The organism is Erwinia sp. S38 (assembly GCF_016624545.1).
GTDB classification, from domain to species: Bacteria; Pseudomonadota; Gammaproteobacteria; order Enterobacterales; family Enterobacteriaceae; genus Erwinia; species Erwinia coffeiphila.
The window spans coordinates 1-1,159 of sequence record NZ_JACVTS010000067.1 but is presented as its reverse complement, the minus strand read 5'-3'; the positions used below and the strand labels follow the sequence as shown (position 1 = coordinate 1,159).

Here is a 1,159-nt window from a genome sequence, read left to right as displayed (position 1 = left end):
CTAAATAGCTGTTCCGAATAATAGATCACTTTGAGGGAACTCAGCCCGGATTGTGCGATCTGATCAATCGCCAAACATCACAAATCACCAACCGGACTGAGCTATGCCGATCATAGCACCAATTCCACGCAGCGAACGACGCCTGATGCAGAAAACCATTCACAAAACTCCCGACAAGAATCATGCCCGCAGGCTTATTGCCATGCTGATGTTGCACCGGGGCGAATGTGTCAGCCATGTGGCCAGAGCGCTCTGCTGCGCCCGTTCTTCCGTCGGGCGCTGGATTAACTGGTTCACACTTTACGGCGTTGAAGGGCTTAAATCCCTGCCGCCAGGGCGCGGACGACGCTGGCCCTTTGAACAGATATGCGCCCTGCTGAAGCGACTTGTTGAACGCTCTCCCGGTGATTTTGGTTATCAGCGATCACGCTGGAGTACGGAGTTACTGGCGATAAAAATCAACCAGATAACCGGCTGTGACCTGCACCCTTCCACCGTGCGCCGCTGGTTGCCTGCAGCAGGACTGGTCTGGCGCAGAGCCGCACCAACGCTGCGTATCCGTGACCCGAACCGGGCGGAAAAAATGGCAGCGATAAATGCGGCACTGTCCCGGTGTTGTGCAGAGCATCCTGTTTTTTACGAAGACGAGGTGGATATCCATCTTAATCCCAAAATCGGGGCTGACTGGCAGTTGCGCGGTCAGCAAAAGCAGGTGGTCACGCCCGGCCAGAATGAAAAATACTACCTTGCCGGTGCGCTGAACAGTGGCACCGGGCGGGTCAGCTATGTTGGCAGCAGCAGTAAAAGTTCAAAGTTATTTATCAGCCTGTTGGTACATCTGAGAGCCAGTTACCGGCGGGCTAAGAGCATCACGCTGATCGTGGATAACTACATCATCCATAAAAGCCATGAAACCCAGCGCAGGCTGAAAGCCAACCCGAAGTTCATCGTGATTTATCAGCCGGTGTATTCACCGTGGGTAAACCATATTGAGCGACTCTGGCTGGCGCTGCATGAGACGATTACCCGAAACCATCAGTGCCGTTCTATGTGGCAACTACTGAAAAAGGTACGCCATTTTATAAAAACAGCCAGTCCGTTCCCGGGGGGCCGACATGGTCTCGCAAAAGTGTAGCGGTATTAGGATCAGCTATTTAGC

At 53.3% G+C, this 1,159-nt stretch carries 1 protein-coding gene; it reads left to right on the top strand.

All coding sequences use genetic code 11. The features are described from left to right. Window positions 1-103 precede the first annotated feature (103 nt). Window positions 104-1,135 carry an IS630 family transposase gene (locus tag IBT46_RS27010; RefSeq protein ID WP_200548132.1) on the top strand — a complete coding sequence of 344 codons (1,032 nt, stop codon included), beginning with the start codon at window positions 104-106 and terminating at the stop codon, window positions 1,133-1,135. Window positions 1,136-1,159 lie beyond the last annotated feature (24 nt).

Excerpts from the sequence above, each read along its gene's own strand:
- IBT46_RS27010 (WP_200548132.1), top strand. The coding sequence starts at position 104 with ATGCCGATCATAGCACCAATTCCACGCAGCGAACGACGCCTGATGCAG.